General features: G+C 30.9%; 16 protein-coding genes. 4 read left to right on the top strand and 12 right to left on the bottom strand.

The annotated features are described in order from the left end of the window. Positions 1–9 precede the first annotated feature (9 nt). Both glmU and spoVG read right to left on the bottom strand, forming a co-directional pair. Positions 10–1,386 carry a bifunctional UDP-N-acetylglucosamine diphosphorylase/glucosamine-1-phosphate N-acetyltransferase GlmU gene (gene glmU, locus ABV008_RS02010; RefSeq protein ID WP_352418142.1) on the bottom strand — a complete coding sequence of 459 codons (1,377 nt, stop codon included), beginning with the start codon at positions 1,384–1,386 and terminating at the stop codon, positions 10–12. A 274-nt stretch (positions 1,387–1,660) separates the two neighbouring features. Next, positions 1,661–1,921 (bottom strand): septation regulator SpoVG, encoded by a 261-nt coding sequence (gene spoVG, locus ABV008_RS02005; RefSeq protein ID WP_352418141.1) that lies wholly within the window; start codon positions 1,919–1,921, stop codon positions 1,661–1,663. 460 nt (positions 1,922–2,381) lie between these two features. Between spoVG and murC the strand changes: the two genes are divergently transcribed. Next, the gene (gene murC / locus ABV008_RS02000; protein WP_352418140.1) at positions 2,382–3,767 is read left to right on the top strand and encodes a UDP-N-acetylmuramate--L-alanine ligase; all 1,386 of its coding nucleotides are present in this window, start codon (positions 2,382–2,384) and stop codon (positions 3,765–3,767) included. 89 nt (positions 3,768–3,856) lie between these two features. On the opposite strand, the gene ABV008_RS01995 is transcribed toward murC, so the two are convergent. From ABV008_RS01995 to ABV008_RS01970, 6 genes are all read right to left on the bottom strand, one after another. Next, positions 3,857–4,858, bottom strand: a complete 1,002-nt coding sequence (locus tag ABV008_RS01995; protein WP_352418139.1) for an LCP family protein — start codon at positions 4,856–4,858, stop codon at positions 3,857–3,859. Positions 4,859–5,186: 328 nt separating this feature from the next. Beyond that, positions 5,187–6,032: a 3-hydroxybutyryl-CoA dehydrogenase gene (locus tag ABV008_RS01990; protein WP_352418138.1), complete on the bottom strand. Its 846-nt coding sequence runs from the start codon at positions 6,030–6,032 to the stop codon at positions 5,187–5,189. 91 nt (positions 6,033–6,123) lie between these two features. Then, positions 6,124–6,903, bottom strand: a complete 780-nt coding sequence (locus ABV008_RS01985; RefSeq protein WP_352418137.1) for a short-chain-enoyl-CoA hydratase — start codon at positions 6,901–6,903, stop codon at positions 6,124–6,126. A 156-nt stretch (positions 6,904–7,059) separates the two neighbouring features. Next, a complete protein-coding gene (gene mscL / locus ABV008_RS01980; protein ID WP_352418136.1) occupies positions 7,060–7,455 on the bottom strand; it encodes a large-conductance mechanosensitive channel protein MscL in 396 nt (131 codons plus the stop codon). Between the two features lie 180 nt (positions 7,456–7,635). Continuing rightward, on the bottom strand, positions 7,636–8,379 hold the full coding sequence (locus ABV008_RS01975) for an ATP-binding protein (RefSeq protein ID WP_352418135.1): 744 nt from the start codon (positions 8,377–8,379) through the stop codon (positions 7,636–7,638). A gap of 105 nt (positions 8,380–8,484) precedes the next feature. Beyond that, positions 8,485–9,480 (bottom strand): zinc dependent phospholipase C family protein, encoded by a 996-nt coding sequence (locus ABV008_RS01970; RefSeq protein ID WP_352418134.1) that lies wholly within the window; start codon positions 9,478–9,480, stop codon positions 8,485–8,487. A 666-nt stretch (positions 9,481–10,146) separates the two neighbouring features. Between ABV008_RS01970 and ABV008_RS01965 the strand changes: the two genes are divergently transcribed. Continuing rightward, positions 10,147–10,878, top strand: a complete 732-nt coding sequence (locus tag ABV008_RS01965) for a DUF881 domain-containing protein (RefSeq protein WP_352418133.1) — start codon at positions 10,147–10,149, stop codon at positions 10,876–10,878. Positions 10,879–10,896: 18 nt separating this feature from the next. Here the strand turns inward: ABV008_RS01965 and ABV008_RS01960 are convergent, their stop codons facing one another. Beyond that, on the bottom strand, positions 10,897–12,246 hold the full coding sequence (locus ABV008_RS01960; protein WP_352418132.1) for a glucose-6-phosphate isomerase: 1,350 nt from the start codon (positions 12,244–12,246) through the stop codon (positions 10,897–10,899). Positions 12,247–12,313: 67 nt separating this feature from the next. Beyond that, a complete protein-coding gene (locus tag ABV008_RS01955) occupies positions 12,314–13,438 on the bottom strand; it encodes a SpoIIE family protein phosphatase (RefSeq protein WP_352418131.1) in 1,125 nt (374 codons plus the stop codon). A 318-nt stretch (positions 13,439–13,756) separates the two neighbouring features. Between ABV008_RS01955 and ABV008_RS01950 the strand changes: the two genes are divergently transcribed. Beyond that, positions 13,757–14,143 (top strand): DUF5362 family protein, encoded by a 387-nt coding sequence (locus tag ABV008_RS01950; RefSeq protein ID WP_352418130.1) that lies wholly within the window; start codon positions 13,757–13,759, stop codon positions 14,141–14,143. Positions 14,144–14,354: 211 nt separating this feature from the next. Here ABV008_RS01950 and ABV008_RS01945 read toward each other — a convergent pair whose 3' ends face one another. Further along, complete coding sequence (locus ABV008_RS01945; protein WP_352418129.1) at positions 14,355–14,882, bottom strand: cob(I)yrinic acid a,c-diamide adenosyltransferase; 528 nt, start codon at positions 14,880–14,882, stop codon at positions 14,355–14,357. 194 nt (positions 14,883–15,076) lie between these two features. Between ABV008_RS01945 and hcp the strand changes: the two genes are divergently transcribed. Then, positions 15,077–16,723, top strand: coding sequence for a hydroxylamine reductase (hcp, locus tag ABV008_RS01940; RefSeq protein WP_352418128.1), 1,647 nt, complete (start codon positions 15,077–15,079; stop codon positions 16,721–16,723). Between the two features lie 161 nt (positions 16,724–16,884). On the opposite strand, the gene ABV008_RS01935 is transcribed toward hcp, so the two are convergent. After that, entirely contained in the window at positions 16,885–17,232 is a 348-nt protein-coding gene (locus ABV008_RS01935) for a cupin domain-containing protein (RefSeq protein ID WP_352418127.1), read from the bottom strand. Positions 17,233–17,251: the final 19 nt, after the last annotated feature.

The following is a 17,251-nucleotide window of genomic DNA, read 5'->3' as shown; positions in this document are numbered from 1 at the left end:
CTTAACCCTTTATTTTTTTAAGCCTTTCTTCGCAACCCATCCTTCTTTATTTACTTGTTTAGCTCTTGCTATCGAAAGACTATCTTTTGGTACTTTATCAGTAATAGTAGAGCCAGCTGCAATATATGCTCCCTCTTCTACTTCTACAGGTGATATAAGATTAACATTACAGCCAATAAATGCATTATCCTGTACTGTTGTCTTATGCTTTTTCTTTCCATCATAATTTACAAATACTACTCCGCACCCAATATTAACACCTTTTCCTACATATGCATCCCCAATGTATGAAAGATGAGATGCTTTTGAATTATCATCTATTTTTGAGTTCTTAACCTCTACAAAATCGCCTACTTTTACATTTTTTCCAATTTCACTATTTGGTCTAAGGTATGCATAAGGTCCAATATGTGCATTATCATCTACTTTGCTTTCTAGAATTGTTGATATTTGAATATCTACTTTGTTACCTATGATACTGTCTACAATTCTACTATTTTGTCCTATGATACAGTCCTCTCCAATACTTGTCTTACCTTCTAAAATAGCACCGGGATATATTATTGTATCTCTTCCAATGGTTACATCATCATCAATATAAGTATTGTCAGGATTTAGCATAGTAATTCCATTATCCATATGTCTATTATTAATTCTTTTTCTCATTATTCTTTCTGCTTCAGAAAGCTGAAATCTTGAATTAATTCCTAGGATTTCTTCACTATCTTGGATTTTATATCCCCCAACTTTCAAACCTAAATCATTAAGTATTTTTATAGCATCAGTAATATAATATTCGTTTTGTGCATTATTATTGTTTAGTCTATCTAACGCCAATTTTAAGCTTTTACCATTAAAGCAATAAATACCTGAATTAATTTCCTTAATATCTCTTTCTTGTTCATTTGCATCTTTATGCTCCACTATAGCAAGTACATTTCCGTTTTGATCTCTTATTATTCTCCCATAACCAGTTGGGTCATCGAAATCAGCACTTAATACAGTAGCTTCATAATTTCCCTTCTTGTGGAACTCTATAATATTCTTTATTGTATTACTAGTAATTAGTGGAGTATCCCCATATAAGATTATAACATGACTATGGTCTTCTATATAATCTTTTGCCTGAATAACAGCAAAGCCCGTTCCATATGGCACTCCCTCTCCCATAGGCTGCTCCACAAAAAATACATCTTCTTTAATAGTGTCCATTACAGTATTTCCACCCTTGCCTATTACAACTATGTTTTTATCTATTCCAGAAGCTTTCGCAGTGTTTATTACATGGCTTAATAATGGCTTTCCACATATCTTGTGCATTACTTTAGGAAGCTTCGATTTCATTCTTGTTCCTTCTCCTGCGGCGAGTATAATAGAAAAAATCATTTTTCACACTCCTTACATTTCATATATAACACTAGTATTATTAGATAATACTTAGCTATTTTACGCCTTTTGTATATGCTAACCGATTTTGTTAATTATCCACCAATATTAATATACTCTTTTACGTTTAAAAATACAAGATAATATATGAAATATGTATACTGTATTATTATCTAACTTAAATAGCAATCCAGATTCCTCGCTAATGTTAAGTATAACAGAAAGGTTATCATACATTGACAAAAAAGTAAAAAGGGTCTTTAGACCCTTTAGTTTACTCATTCATTGCTTTTTCAAATTCAGCAAAAACCGCTTCTTGTATTGCATTTCTTGTCTCAGAATTAATTGGATGAGCTATATCTCTGAACTCTCCATCAGCCATTTTTCTACTAGGCATAGCAATAAACAGTCCATTCTGTCCTTCAATAATTTTAATGTCGTGTACTACAAATTCATCATCGAATGTAACTGATACTATAGCTTTCATCTTTCCTTCGTTGTTAACTTTTCTGACTCTTACGTCTGTTACTTTCATGAATTCACCACCTTCCCACGGGGTCTGCAATCTAACTTTGTAATTAATTCTTATATTCTCTATGTTTTTGGTAAATCCTTCTTTTTAAATAAAAAATATTGAAACTTTGTATCTTTATACCTTGTTTTTATTATTTAACTATTTATTTATTTTTTTCTTTCCTATTAATATGTTATATTTAATATTAATAAGAAGAAATTGTTTTTATCGATAGTTTTCAAGATATACCCTTTTTTCCACATTATACCTATTTAACATGAATATTATACCACTTTATTAATAGCTTTATTCACATAATCACTAAATATTTAATATTATAAATATATTCCTTTTTTTAAAGTACTTGATATGGTATAATCATCACTGTATCAAGTGGAATAACCATAGAATATGATAATAATAGTATAATTGTTGGCAATAATATGAATAATCATGTTATTCCTTGTCAGGAGGTAATATAATGTTTTCGTTCAATATACATACCCATAGCTTTTCTCATGTTCATTTTATCGGCATTGGTGGCATAAGCATGAGTGGATTAGCTGAAATACTTTTGGAAAATGGATATAGAGTTTCAGGTTCAGATATGAAACCTTCTACTATTTTAAAAAAGCTAGAAGGTAAAGGTGCTGTAGTAAATATTGGCCATAATAAAGATAATATAGGTGATGCAGATTTAATTGTTTATACTGATGCAATAAGCAAGGATAATCCTGAATTATTAGAGGCTTTTGAAAAAAATATAGTTACTGTGGATAGAGGGACTTTTTTAGGCCAATTAATGAAATTATATAAAAACTCGATTGCTGTGTCTGGTACTCATGGCAAGACTACAACTACTGGTATGATGTCTGTAATATTTAATGACTCCTCTTTAGATCCTACAATTCTATTAGGTGGAGAATTAGACCAAATTGGAGGAAATGTAAGAATAGGTAATGGTGAAGTACTTCTTACTGAAGCATGTGAGTATAAAGGTAATATATTAAAATTTTATGCCACAATAGGCGTTATATTAAACATAGATGAAGATCATCTGGATTATTATCAAGATCTAAATCATATAATAAACACTTTTTCAGACTTTGTTAAGTTATTACCCGAAAAAGGTTATCTCATAGTAAATAATGATGACAAAAATGTTATAGAAGCTATAAAAAATTCTAAATGTAATGTGATATCGTTTGGAATTAATAATGATGCTGACTATAAAGCTACTGACATTGTCTTCAATGAAAAAGGATTTCCTTCCTTTAAGCTAATAGTAAATAATAAAGAATCTTATAATATTTCATTAAGTGCAATGGGAATTCATAATGTATATAATGCATTAGCTGCAATAGCTACGTCTCACATTTCTGGAGTTCCAATGGAATCAATAATTAGTTCTATAGTCAAATATACAGGAACTCATAGAAGACTTGAATATAAAGGAAATTTAGAAGGAGCTATAATTATAGATGATTATGCACATCATCCAACTGAAGTTAAGGCTTCACTTTCTGCTTTAAGGAATTCTTCTTCTGGCAGAATATTGTGTACATTCCAACCCCATACTTATACAAGAACTAAAGCACTTTTAAAAGAATTTGCCAGCTCATTCTCAGATGCTGACAAGGTTTTAATCGCAGATATATACGCAGCTAGAGAAAAAGATACTGGGATAATTCACTCAAAGGACTTGGCTAATGAATTAGTTAAAAATGGAGTAGATGCTGAGTACTTAGGGACCTTTGAGGAAATAAGCAATTATATCAAAGATAATGCTTCAGAAGGCGATATAATAGTTACAATGGGAGCAGGAGATATATATATGGTTGGTGAAATGCTACTAAATAAAAAATAAAAATACTTTAAGGATATTAAAAGCCTGCAACTTGCAGGCTTTTTAAATGTCCTAATTACAGAAAATGATGTTGAATAAAAAAATCACGTCTAGTCATTTGTTTTATTTTCTACTGTAGTCTCCTCTTGTACATTATAAATCTCCATCATTAACTCTCTAATTTTTTCAGAATCATGAATAAAATAAGATGATTTAACTTTATTATATGTTCTATCTTCTGGTAATCCGGGCAACGTAGTCATTGATATGTCATCCATATCAAATCCAATCACACCTGCAGTATATCCTAATGCTTCTGATAATTTAATGTCTGTCTTTATATAATCAAAGCCTGTCCTTACTACGTTTACAAGCTTAAGGCTTAAAGATTTCTTTATGGCAGATTTCATAAACTGCTGTTGAGCTTTTATCCTTCCTAAATCTCCATCAGGATAGCCTACTGTCCTGTCATTGTTATGTCTAAATCTTAAAAACTTTACAGACTGCTCTCCATTTAATACTCGTTGTCCTTTTGGTATGTCTATACGTAAAGGTGGCTTATCTGTTGGGTCATAATAATCCATATGAAAAGGTACGTTTACTTCTACTCCACCAATTGATTCTACAATCTTCTCTACGCCCTTGTAATCTATAGTAATATAATGATGTACAGGTACTTGTCCCAATATTTCTTCTACTGCTTTTTTACTTCCTTCTGCCTTACTTCTCCCGTATACTGCATTTATTTTTCTAAGGTCAGCATTATCATAGCCCTTAGTGTAATAATAAGTATCTCTAGGAATAGAAATCATATCAACTTTCTTTGCTTTAGAATCATAGCTAGCAAAAATCATTGTATCAGATCTAGGGCCTTCCATACCCATAAGCAAAAAGTTCACTCTATTGCTAGAAGCTATTGCTTTTTGAAGAGGGTCTTTAGGTTCTTCATCTTTACCCTTATTTTCTTCATCTTCACCTTTATTGTCTTCGCCTAAATCACCAGGTTCTTCTTCTGAAGGCACATATATTTTAGAATATGTGTATACTCCTGCGCCTATTGCTAATAAAAAGCATATTAAAGCAATGGAAAAAACCTTAAAAAAATATTTCAATACTCACACACCTACCTTCAACTTTATGAAAAAACTAGATATAAAATGAAATCTATACTGTTTTTTTGAAAAACATAATAATTAACAATGGTTTACCAAAATTATAACATATTACGAAATATTAAAAAGTTAAGATTGTATTACAAAAACAAAAAAGCATAGTATAAATTCGAAAACTTATCTTAGTAGATAAAATATAATACATTAGACTTTTAAATAGTATCTTTTGTTCCAAAAAAATAAATATTCCTATAAAAATATCCACAGGTTTGAATGTTTTCCCTGTGGATATCCACAAAATTTACTATTTTACTATTGTTGTACACAATTATTTATTATAATCATAGAAGCCTTTTCCGTTCTTTCTACCTAAAAATCCTCCTCTGACCATTTTTCTTAGTAGAGGATGAGGTCTATACTTTGAATCTCCAAACTCATTGTACAGTACCTCCATAATAGCTAAGCAAACATCATTTCCTATTAAATCAGCCAAAGCTAAAGGACCTATTGGATGATTTGCACCTAGTTTCATTGCTTCGTCAATATCTTCTGCTTTTGCCACACCATCTGCCAATATACCTATTGCCTCATTTACCATAGGTATTAATATTCTATTGACTACAAACCCAGGAGCTTCTTCTACTTCTACTGGAGTCTTGCCTAGAGCTTTTGCTAATTCAACTATCTTTATCTTTGTTTCTTCTGATGTTGCAATACCCTTAATTACCTCAACTAGCTTCATTACTGGTACAGGATTGAAAAAGTGCATTCCTATAACTCTATCAGGTCTTTTGGTAGCACTACTTATTTCAGTAATTGACAAGGATGAAGTATTAGTTGATAGTATTGCTTCAGTTTTGCATATTCCGTCTAGTTCTCTAAAAATTTGTTTCTTAATATCCATGTTTTCAACAGCTGCTTCTACTACTAACTCTGCATCCTTAGCTAACTTAATATCTGTTGTAGTTGTTATTCTTGCTAATATTTTATCTTTTTCATCTTCAGTAAGCTTTCCTTTTTGCACATTTCTATCAAGATTTTTCTTTATAATGCTTAAGCCTCTTTCTAAGTAAGTTTCCTCAATATCTCTCATAATTACTTCGTATCCTACCCCCGCAAAAGCTTGAACTATTCCAGAGCCCATTGTACCTGCACCTAATACAAAAATCTTCACAGTAACCCCTCCCTATGATTATAATTCTATTATTTCTCTCTTTCCTATAATATTATTTTCTGTTCAGTGGTTAAAACTTTCAGTTAGATTTTTACATAAGCTTAAATTGTGGGCTTCTCTTTTCTACAAATGCATTCATACCTTCTTTCTGATCTTCTGTGGCAAAGCAAAGCCCGAATAAATCTCTCTCTATAGCCATTCCGGTTTCAATATCTGTCTCCAATCCTCTATTTATAGCTGCCTTTGAATACCTTACAGCAATTTGACCCTTAGATGCTATTTTTTTCGCCATTTCAATAGCTATGTCTAAAAGTTCTTCTTGGGATACTACTTTGTTTACTAATCCAATTTTCTCTGCTTCCTGAGCATTTATAATATCAGCAGTAAATATTAATTCTTTTGCTTTTGCCATGCCTACTAGTCTAGATAATCTTTGTGTGCCTGCAAACCCAGGTGTAATTCCAAGACCTACTTCAGGTTGCCCAAATTTAGCTTTTTCGCCTGCAATTCTAATATCGCAGCTCATAGCTAGCTCACAGCCACCACCTAGTGCAAAACCATTTACTGCAGCTATAACAGGCTTTTCCATAAGCTCAAGTTTTCTGAATACTTCAATCCCAAGCTTAGCAAAGGTTCTTGCCTCTTCTGCATTCTTGTCCTTCATCTCTACTATGTCTGCCCCTGCAACAAAGGATTTACCCTCTCCTGTTATTATCAATACATATATGTCCTGATCATTTTCAACTACTTCGATTGCGTCTCTTAATTCTTTTAGTACCTCAGTTGTTAGAGCATTTAATGCATTAGGTCTATTGATGCTTAACAAGCAAATATTCCCTTCTTTTCTTAGTAGAAGATTGCTGAAATTCATAATACAGCCTCCTTATAAGTTTTAAAGTTAATTTTACTAACAATAATGCCTTCAGTACTATGATTTTTATCTATTATTTAATATATTTTAATGAATGTCGTTTTTTAAATATCAACATAAACTTACAATACTTAACTCTCATTTTCTATAATTGATCTATCTTCTATCCTTTAGTAAATCTCTGATTTCAGTGAGTAAGACTTCTTCCTTAGTTGGTTCAGCAGGCTTTGGTTTTTCTTCTTCTTTTTTCTTAAATGAGTTTATAGCTTTAATAAAAAGAAATATTGAGAATGATATAATCAAAAAATCTAATACTGATTGAATAAATTGTCCATAGTTTAAGAAAACTGCTTCAGTTCCTTCTGTTGCTTCTTTTAGAGGCAGTTTTAAATCAGCAAAGTTCACACCTCCTACTATAAGTCCAAGCAATGGCATAACTACATCGTTTACAAGTGAGCCTACAATTTTCCCAAAGGCACCTCCTATAATAACTCCTACTGCTAAATCAACTACATTTCCTCGCATTGCAAATTTCTTAAATTCTTTAAGCATAATTTTACCTCCTATTTTTATTGATTAATTTGCTACTTCTATATTTTCTGCATATGCAGTTATTAAGAAGTTTAGTTCTACAGCTTGGACTTAACAATCCATCAGATTGATTTCTCAATTATATAGCCATTATTTTTACCTAATTATAACACTTTTTCTTTCAAAAAGAAAAGAGAGTTATTAACTCTCTTTCTCACCGTTAATTAATATTTTGACCTTATTTATTATTATTTTTTTTCTAGATCTTCTTACTGCTTCATTTACTGCCATAACAATTCCATTACAGCAGGGTACCTCCATGTGAGCTACTGTAATACCTGTTACATCATTGTTTTCAATAATATTTGTTAGTTTTTCAACATAGTAATTAATATCATCAAGCTTTGGACATCCTACTACTACCGATTTGTTCTTAAGTAAATCTAAATGATAATTTGGATAAGCAAAAGGAACACAGTCAGCAGTTACTAATAACTCTTTTCCATCAAAATATGAAGCTCTTTCTGGTACAAGCATTAACTGTACAGGCCATTGTGACAATTGTGGTTTTATCTTTATCTCAATATCACCTATAGATGCAGAGTTTGAAACTCCCTTATCCTCACCTCTTTGAATAGCCATAGCTCTAGTACCTGGACATCCACCTCCATTACTATGAGGCTGATGAGTTTGCCCTTTGTTTAAGGCTTGTAAATGTTTTTCTACTATTTCTTCATCAAACTCATCAGCCTCTCTTTCAATGATTTCTATAGCATCTTGTGGACAATGTCCTAAACAATTTCCTAAGCCATCACATAGATTATCTGCTAATAGTCTTGCCTTTCCGTCAATTATTTTTATGGCTCCTTCTGCACATCCTGGCACACATAAGCCGCATCCATTACATTTCTCTTCATCTATTTTAACTATTTTTCTAATTGCCATTTTTATACCCCTTTCATCATTTAATATTCTAATTATATCTAAACATCTTTAATAATACATGAAAAGGCGCACAAAAATCTGTGATGTTTGTCACCATTAGCAAATTTAAGTATCAAAAATAGGATTGTAATATATAAGTTCACATTTGAAATCAGTTTCTTTCCCAGTAATATAAGAAATATTAGGGAAAGCTTTTTTTAGGCTTTTTATATGGCTTTTACCCTCCAAATAATCAATAGTAGCTCTTATCATTTCTAAGCTTTCTTTTACTGCAGCGTCATATATATCATAAAAGCTTTCAAAATAGCCTTCATCTTTATTACATGGATGATTCCAAGGACTGCGTTTAGTGTTCATATAGTCATATTTTTTGTCAATTTTCCTTGGATATATAAGAGTGTTATATTCTATATCATCTTTTATTATTCTATCAATAGTTTTCATTAAATTCTTCTTTATACCTGATGGATCATATGCCAGCTTAAGAACAGTTTTCATGTCTTTATATGAATCATTTATGAAATTTATTATTATCTTAGGACCATATGTTCTATTTAATGAGTAAACATAATAGTCTACAATGCTCTTAGGAAGTGATGTTCCTACATCAATTTCTTCATATACAGGATGTCTATGTATTTCTAGTACTCTTCTTTCTTTTGTCAATATAGTATCTATAATTAACTCAAATCTTTTATGATAACCACCATATTTACGTGTTTCAGGTTTATTTTTTTCATGTTTTCCTGAATAATAATATATATATGGATGGGCTTTTCTATCTAATCCAAAATGACATATGAGTCCACTTATATAAGTAAATAATAAATCAAAGTCATCTTTAGTTGTAATTTTTTCTCTAATATAATTTATACTTTCTATTAAAAAATCTCCTGTTTTTTCCCTATGCATCATTCTACCAACCTTAGGTCCTCTTTTTATTTTTTTATAAGGCATGAAATCATTATAAAAGAACATATCTGGTCCTTGACAGCCTAAATTAAAGAGCTTCTCTTTTTTTAATATAGTTTCCCTCCAGCTTTTATCCAAGTCCTGTATTGTATCATGCCCACATAATATATGTGTAAATACATCTGGCATATATAATCACTCCTAGTGAAATCCTTCTATATTTTCTAGTATATTTTAAACTTATTATATTGTTATTATTAGAAAAATAACAAAAGCCTCAATTGAAGCCTTTTAAGCAAGGAACTTTATACTTGCCTACGAGTTAAAAAAGCAGGTTCTACCTGCTTAAATCAATGCCTTCTACTGTAATCTCTTTATTTGGTAAATCAGAAGCGTAATCAGACATCTTTATTATAATTCTATCCCCAGCTTTTACTTCTTTAAATAAAAATATTTTAATATTATCCTCATCATAAAATCTATAATCCTCAGGAGCCTCCGGCTCTCTAGTCCTTACAAAAATTTCAGGCCTAGGACTTCAACAACTACCCACTATTTCTGTATATATAGTAATAGTATTTTTACCTAAAGTCCTAAGATATTGCTTTACATTATTATCTATGATAATTTCCATAATATAACCTCCCAAATAAATAAATGTTATCTTCAGCTAACGCTTTCTAGCCTAAATGGATTAGATAAAGTCTTATTTGCTTCCAGTATTTTCATCAATTAATATACCCAAACATTTTATGAAATATCTTAATATGTTAAAGATTCATTAATAAACAATTTCATTATTGACTCAAAAAGGTTATTATATTATTATACTAGTAACTACTAGGAGGAATAAATTTGAAGAATATAAAAGGTATTTTGGCTATTTTTCTAATTTGTGTACTATTAGGTATTATACTTTCTATGCAATTTAAGACTACTCAGAATATTACAGGAGGTACCAATCCTGCTACTGAAGCAAAAGCTCTACTAGCAGAACTTAATAAATTAGAAAGTGAAAAGGCACAAGTTAAAAAAGAATTGTCTGAAATCGAAAATAAAATTAAAAAGCTTGAAGAAGATGAAGCTAAAAAGAATTATTACCTACAAACCCTTTATGATGAACTGGAAAAGTATAAAATATTTTTAGGTTATGAAGATATAGAAGGTCCAGGTATTCAAATAGAAATTAACGAACCAGAAATGGAAGCTATTTTTGACGATGGTTCTAGCATTGTAGCAGAAAACTATGATACTCTTATGCAGATTATTACTGCTTTAAACGCTGCTAATGCCGAAGCTATGTCTATAAACGATATAAGATACACTTCTTATTCAACCTTTGAGAAAGAAAATAACTCAATATTATTTGATGACCATGTAATCAGTGCTCCAATCATAATAAAGGCTATAGGGGACCCTAAAGAATTAGAGTCAAATTTAACTTTCAGAGGAGGAATATTAGATTACATGCAAAGGGGATTGCAGCTTAAAATAAATGTTTCTAAAAAAGATAAATTAGTAATCCCTAGTCTTCACAAGAAAACTGAATTAAAGTATATAAGACCTGTTGACAAATTAAATAATTGAAAGAAGAATATTCTTCTTTCAATTATTTAATTTTCTGTTTTCCAACTCTTTTTTTAGTTCTTCATATCCAGGTTTACCTAATAGTGCAAACATATTTTTCTTATATGCCTCAACTCCAGGTTGATTAAAGGGGTTTACTCCCAATAAGTACCCACTTATGGCACATGCTTTTTGAAAAAAATATATTAACTTTCCATAGTAGTATTCATTTATTTCTGGTAAATTTATTATTAGATTAGGAACTCCTCCATCTGTATGAGCTAAAACCGTTCCTTTAAATGCATTTTCATTTACATAGTGCATAGTTTTTCCCGCTAGATAATTAAGTCCATCAATGTCTGGACTCTCTCTTTCTATTTCTATTATTTTTGCTGTATTCCCAATATTAATAGTTGTTTCAAATAGAATTCTTCTACCCTCTTGTATGTACTGTCCTAAAGAGTGAAGATCTGTTGAAAACTCAACTGAAGCAGGAAATATCCCCTTTCCGTCCTTACCTTCACTTTCTCCATAAAGCTGCTTCCACCATTCTGCTGTATAATGCATAGAAGGCTCATAATTGGCCAATATCTCTATTGTTTTCCCATTTCTATAAAGTATATTTCTAAGGGCTGCATATAAATAACAGTGATTTTTTTCTATGTCTTTAAGACTATATTCTTCCCTAGCAGCACTTGCTCCCTCCATTATTGAATCAACATCTATACCTGAAACCGCAATTGGCAACATTCCCACTGGGGTGAAAATGGAAAACCTACCGCCAACATTATCAGGTATAATAAAGGTTTCATAGCCTTCATCGACTGCAAGCTTTCTCAGTGCCCCTTTTTCTTTATCAGTTGTCACATATATTCTTTTTGCTGCCTCTCCTTTCCCATATTTATTCTCCATGTACTTTTTCAATACTCTAAAGGCAATAGCAGGTTCTGTAGTAGTACCCGATTTTGATATGACATTAATACTTATGTGCTTCTCCTCGACAATATCTAATAAATCTGCTAAGTATTTACTACTGATGTTATTTCCAACAAAGTATATCTCCGGTGTCTTTCTCTTAATATGTGGAATCAAATTATAAAAAGAATGATTTAAAGCCTCAATTGCAGCTCTTGCTCCTAAATATGAACCTCCTATACCAATTATTAATAAGACTTGAGAATTGTTTTTTATTTTGAAAGCAGCCTTCTTTATCCTTTCAAACTCTTCTCTATCATATTCTACAGGGTAATCAACCCAGCCTAAAAACTCTTTCCCAAGACCTGATTTATTATGTATAGCATCATGCGCAATAAATACTTTTTCTTTAATATTCTCGATTTCTGTTTTTGATACCATTGAATTTGAATAGTCTAAAAAGATATTTTTCATCTTAATCCCCCTTTGGAAATTTAAAATTAAGGTGTAAATCATAGAAAAAAGCTGGTCGCCCAGCTTTCTATTTCATTAATTCAACAGTCAATAATGCGAAATCATCATCTATATCTTTGTACTTAAATTCATTGAGACTTTTTTCTATGGCATTTAAAAGATTATCTTTATTTTTATTTGATATGTCTATCAATCTATCAAAACCAAATAATTCTCCTTTTTCATTCCTAGTCTCGATTACTCCGTCTGTATAAAACAATAATTTATCTCCTTTTTGAAGCTTAACACATTTCTCCTCATATTTAATATTGTCAAACAAACAAGTAATAGGATAGCCTTTAGCCTCTAGGAAATCTACTCCATTATCATTAATATGTAAAGGAATACAATTATGTCCTCCATTAACATATTTAAAGCTATTATCTCTTTTATCTAAAATACCATAAAATATAGAAAAATATTTATCTGAGTCAAGATTTAAATCTAGAAATCTCTTGTGTAGCTCGCTAATTGCTTCACTTGGATCTAAATAATCATATTTTATTGATTTCATTGTCTGTCTAATAAACATTGTCATTATTGATGCAGTAATCCCATGCCCTACTACATCACTAATGTAAACACCAGTGAGATTTTCATTTATCCTGTTTATGTCAAAAATATCTCCACTTAACATTTCAGAAGGAAAATATAAATAATCTATTTTTAGCGAACCTAAAATACCCTTTTTAGGCAGTATTTTTTTCTGAATAGTTCTAGCAAAAGATAAATCGTTGCTCATCTTTTCATTCTTTTTAATTATCTCTTTCTCAAGCTTCCTTTCTCTTGTAACATCTCTAAACACCTCTACAGCAGCATAAATGTTACCATCTAAATCCTTAACTGGTGAACTCTTAACAGAAAATATCCTATCACCTATTATTTCCTCTTTCTCAACTATTTCTCCAGTATTTATTGTAGTTTCAGTAATACATCTTGCGCAAGCACAACCTTTTCCAAGAACAGAGTAGCATTTTTTTCCAACGATATCCTTACCTAATGATTCTTCCATTGATTTATTGGCATAAATAATAATTCCATTTCTATCAATAACACGTACCCAATCCACCATACCATCTAATGCTTCATAAGAAAGTCTCTCATCACTTTTAATTTTTTGGCTAATAAATATTCTCTTAGGTTCTTGTATCACATTCGTTCCCCCCTTTATTTACAATAAAATGCAAATAAATAAGACCTTTAACATACTAAAATATCTAAATAATTCATATCTTATACTATATTAAATAATCTATGCTAAAATTCACATGTTGCATGTAATTAAAATAATTATTTATTGTATTATATCATAATTATATTATTTTTCTATATACAGAAAATATATATGGTGAAAAAGGGGTTTATTTATTTTTTTGATATTTTCTGTAATTCAGTTTTTATTTGATATATGAGATATTGTTATATATAATCTAATTATAATCATATTATAATCATAAGGGAGGTGAATCTATTGGATAACTTAAATCAAACTACATACACTACTCCAGATAGAGGTTTTCTAGAGGCTTTGAGAAAATGGTCCGGATTTGTGGGTATTATGACTATTATTACTGGTGCACTTACATGTTTAGGTGCCATAGGTACATTTGGAATTTCTCTAATTCCTGGAATCATTCAAATTATACTAGGAGTAAAGCTTAGAAATGCTAAAACGTCAATTGATAGGTATTTAGAAGGAGATGCAAGAGAAATCAATGGAATTTTTGAAAGCTTAGGTTCTTATATGAAATTGCAAGGTATCTTAATTATAGTAGGACTTGTAATGGCAGTTATCGGTATAATTATCGCTGTTGTTGTCGGGATAGGTTTTATGACTCAATTTAATAGTTACTATTAATAAAAATGAGAATCTAGTTGATATGCTCTCTTTATGGCAGACAGCTGTAATAAAAAAACTGTTAACATGAAGGGAGCATATCCAATTATTATAGCTCTGCTTTTTTTATAACAAATAGGGAAGTTCTACTTTAGCATCCTATATAAAAGAACTTTCGTGAATGAGTTTCAAAAAAGGCTAATTTATAACGATTTCATAGAAGCCTTTTTTATTAGTTAAATTTTACTTCTTCAAATCCATCTTCTGTACATCTTGCAAGTATATATATTAAATCTGATAATCTATTTATATATTTAATTAAATGATAATTAACCTTTGCTCCCTTTGACAAAGTAATTATTCTTCTTTCAGCTCTTCTACAAACAGTTCTAGCTACATGTAGGAATGCTGAAGCTTTACCTGCACCTGGTATTATAAAATAATCAGGTTTTTTTATTCTTTCTGTATATTTATCTATCTTATTCTCTAAAAAGACTACATCCTCTTCTTTTATTGTGACTGGTTTTTTTAATTCATCTTCTGTTGCAAGTTCAGCCCCTATGTCGAATAACTTCCTTTGTATTTGATGTATAAGCTTGTATATGTCCTTGTCTTCTATATAGTTCTTTGACAGCCCTAGAAAAGTGTTTAGTTCATCTATTGTACCATAGCTTTCTACTCTTAAATCATCCTTATCTACTCTTTTATTGTCAAAAAGACTAGTTTGACCTTTGTCCCCTGTTTTGGTATATACACTCATAATGGCACCTCCTTTAATTGTAATTAAAATATACCCAATGAAGTCATCTTTATGCTTTTTTCGTGACATATATCACATTTTTATTTGATACCAATCACGGTTTTATCATTTGTTTTCTTTTATTATATATGTAGTAACCTTGGTTTAATATTATTTTCAAATATAAATATTACTTAATAAAGGGAGGATTTTTAATGAGTATGTTTTGTTATCAATGTCAAGAAACTTCTAAAGGAACTGGGTGTACACTTAGAGGAGTTTGTGGAAAAACAGCAGATGTAGCTAATCTGCAAGACTTGTTAATCTATTCACTAAAAGGTATTTCATTTTACAATAATAAAGCTAAAGAATTAGGGTTAAGTACAGAAAAAACTGACCGCTTTATAATCGAAAGTCTTTTCATGACTATAACTAATGCAAACTTTGATAAAGCTCGTTTTGTTGCTAAAATAAAAGAATCATTAAAACTTAGAGATGAAATTAAAGAATCAATAGTAAAAGCTGGAGGAAGCATTTCAGATATTAAACACGATTCTGCAACATGGTATTCTGATTCAGAAGAATTATTTGATGAAAAATCTAAATATGTAGGAATTTTATCAACAGAAAATGAAGATGTAAGATCCTTAAGAGAATTATTAACATATGGACTTAAAGGTATGGCTGCATATGCAGAACATGCTCTTAACCTAGGCTATGAAGATAATAATATATATGCATTTATAGGTAAAGCTTTAGTAGCTACTACTGATAATAGTCTAACAGCAGATGAACTAGTAGCACTTGTAATGGAGTGTGGGAAATTTGGTGTAGATGTAATGGCTTTATTAGACAAAGCTAACACTAACACTTATGGACATCCTGAAATAACTAAAGTAGATATAGGTGTAAGAAATAACCCTGCTATATTAGTAAGTGGACATGACTTAAAGGATTTTGAAGAAATATTAAAACAAACCGAAGGAACTGGAGTAGATGTATATACTCACGGTGAAATGTTGCCTGCTCACTATTACCCCGCATTTAAAAAACACTCTCATTTTGCAGGTAACTATGGAAATGCTTGGTGGAAGCAAGATAAAGAATTTGATAGCTTCAATGGTCCTATAATACTAACTACAAATTGTTTAGTTCCTCCAAAGGATTCATATAAAGATAGAGTTTATACTACTGGTTCCGTAGGTTTTGACGGATTAACACATATAACACCAGATGCTAATGGAAAAAAAGATTTCTCTCAAGTAATTGAACATGCTAAAAAATGTGCTTCTCCTACAGAAATAGAAACAGGTGAAATAGTTGGAGGATTTGCTCACAATACTGTACTAAGTCTTGCTGATAAGGTTGTAGACGCTGTTAAATCAGGAGCAATAAAAAGATTCTTCGTTATGGCAGGCTGTGACGGAAGAATGAAATCAAGAGATTATTATGCAGAATTTGCAGCAGCTTTACCAGAGGATACTGTAATCCTTACAGCTGGCTGTGCAAAATACAAATATAATAAGCTTGAGCTAGGAGATATTGGCGGAATTCCAAGAGTACTAGATGCAGGACAATGTAATGACTCTTATTCACTAGCTGTAATTGCACTAAAATTAAAAGAAGTATTTGAATTAAATGATGTAAATGAGCTTCCAATATCATATAACATTGCATGGTATGAGCAAAAAGCTGTAATCGTATTATTAGCTCTTCTATATCTAGGAGTTAAAAATATTCACTTAGGACCAACTCTACCAGCATTTCTATCACCAAATGTAGCTAAAGTATTAGTTGAAACATTTGGAATTGGTGGAATCACTAATGTAGAAGATGACATGAATATGTTCATGGGTGCATAAGTCACTTAAATAATGAGTCGTTCTATGTGGTTTTAAATAACCATATGGAACGGCTTTCTTAACTATGATAACATAAGATCCTTCTCTACGCTCAATATGACTATAAAATTCAGGATGACAGTTTATTTGTCATCCTGAATGAATGAAGGATCTCTCTTTTTTTATTTGTGTCCTTCTTCTGGCACTATGCAAATAAATTCAAATTTCTCATTTCCAACATTCGAAAACTGATGCTCCGTATCTGATGGAACATAGGCAAATGAGCCTGCTTCTACTTCTATATCCTTCCCATCTAGATGTAGTCTTCCTTTTCCACTGATAATATAGTTTATGTGTGGCCAAGGATGACTATGCTTTGGAGTATAACCTCCTACTCCAACTTCTAAAATACGCATTACATAACCTTCCCACCCTTCTGTGGGTGATACTAATACTTTCATTGCTGCATCTTTTGCTTGCGGGTTTTCAATTTTTATTGCTTTTACATCATTTTTGTGTGATACTATCACGGTAAAACCCCCTTTAATT

The organism is Proteiniborus sp., from assembly GCF_040308045.1.
Taxonomy (GTDB): domain Bacteria; phylum Bacillota; class Clostridia; order Tissierellales; family Proteiniboraceae; genus Proteiniborus.
This window is presented reverse-complemented; position numbering and strand designations above follow the sequence as displayed.

What these genes read in the sequence shown, in the direction of transcription:
- ABV008_RS01960 (WP_352418132.1), bottom strand. Translation starts at nt 12,246, where the DNA reads ATGAAAAATATCTTTTTAGACTATTCAAATTCAATGGTATCAAAAACA.
- ABV008_RS01985 (WP_352418137.1), bottom strand. Translation starts at nt 6,903, where the DNA reads ATGAATTTCAGCAATCTTCTACTAAGAAAAGAAGGGAATATTTGCTTG.
- hcp (WP_352418128.1), top strand. Translation starts at nt 15,077, where the DNA reads ATGAGTATGTTTTGTTATCAATGTCAAGAAACTTCTAAAGGAACTGGG.
- murC (WP_352418140.1), top strand. Translation starts at nt 2,382, where the DNA reads ATGTTTTCGTTCAATATACATACCCATAGCTTTTCTCATGTTCATTTT.
- mscL (WP_352418136.1), bottom strand. Translation starts at nt 7,455, where the DNA reads ATGCTTAAAGAATTTAAGAAATTTGCAATGCGAGGAAATGTAGTTGAT.
- ABV008_RS01945 (WP_352418129.1), bottom strand. Translation starts at nt 14,882, where the DNA reads ATGAGTGTATATACCAAAACAGGGGACAAAGGTCAAACTAGTCTTTTT.
- ABV008_RS01970 (WP_352418134.1), bottom strand. Translation starts at nt 9,480, where the DNA reads ATGCCAGATGTATTTACACATATATTATGTGGGCATGATACAATACAG.
- spoVG (WP_352418141.1), bottom strand. Translation starts at nt 1,921, where the DNA reads ATGAAAGTAACAGACGTAAGAGTCAGAAAAGTTAACAACGAAGGAAAG.
- ABV008_RS01975 (WP_352418135.1), bottom strand. Translation starts at nt 8,379, where the DNA reads ATGGCAATTAGAAAAATAGTTAAAATAGATGAAGAGAAATGTAATGGA.
- glmU (WP_352418142.1), bottom strand. Translation starts at nt 1,386, where the DNA reads ATGATTTTTTCTATTATACTCGCCGCAGGAGAAGGAACAAGAATGAAA.